The 723-nt window shown below is 45.9% G+C and carries 1 protein-coding gene; it reads left to right on the top strand.

Going from position 1 to position 723, the window contains the following annotated elements; translation table 11 throughout:
• Positions 1-640 (top strand): S1 RNA-binding domain-containing protein (locus PGX78_RS08940; RefSeq protein WP_270446614.1); only part of this gene is annotated, 640 nt, incomplete at its 5' end.
• Positions 641-723 lie beyond the last annotated feature (83 nt).

The following is a 723-nucleotide window of genomic DNA, read 5'->3' as shown; positions in this document are numbered from 1 at the left end:
GGCGTACCCTGTTGTAAAGGCTGAAGAAAAAGCGGCGGATGCATTGTTTTTGGCCAATGCTGCCGACCATGCGAGTGTGCGCGAACGCGTAGCCGTTGAAGCGGAACGAGATACGGCGGATTTGAAGAAGGCCCAGTATATGAAGCCCTTTATCGGCGAGTCGTATGAGTCCCATATTACGGGGATTACAGGCTTCGGACTCTTCGTATCCCTCGACGACGGTATTGAAGGTCTGGTTCATATTTCCTATTTACGGGATGACGAATACATTTTTGATGAAGGTACATATACCCTCGTAGGTTGTCGAAGCGGTCGACGCTATCGGTTAGGGGATGCTATGACCGTTACCTTGGCTTCCGTCGATACGGAACGCTGTGAAATCGATTTTGTTCCCGGGCGTATTGATTCTTTAGAAGATTTACAGACCCTTTTGGCCGGTCGTAAAGCGAAAAAGAGCGGAAAAAAGACTGAAAAGAAATCGGGTAAGAAAGATCGCAAAAAGGGACAAAAAAAGGAAAAAATCCCTTCATCCCAATCACAGAAGAGTCGTAAAAAGGGTTCTAAACTCAGTAGCGTAAAAGGAAACTCGAAGAAAAACGGTAAGGGAAAGGGTAAAGGAAAGAAAAAGCACAGGAGGTAACACCGTGGCGGAAACAAAGGGCATGAAATATATTACGGACAATAGAAAAGCCCGACACGATTATTTTATACACGACACGTACG

This window comes from Megasphaera sp. AF13-6AC (assembly GCF_027685385.1).
GTDB classification, from domain to species: Bacteria; Bacillota; Negativicutes; order Veillonellales; family Megasphaeraceae; genus Megasphaera; species Megasphaera micronuciformis.
Note: the sequence above shows the minus strand (reverse complement) of the source record. Positions and strands in the feature narration are given on the sequence as shown.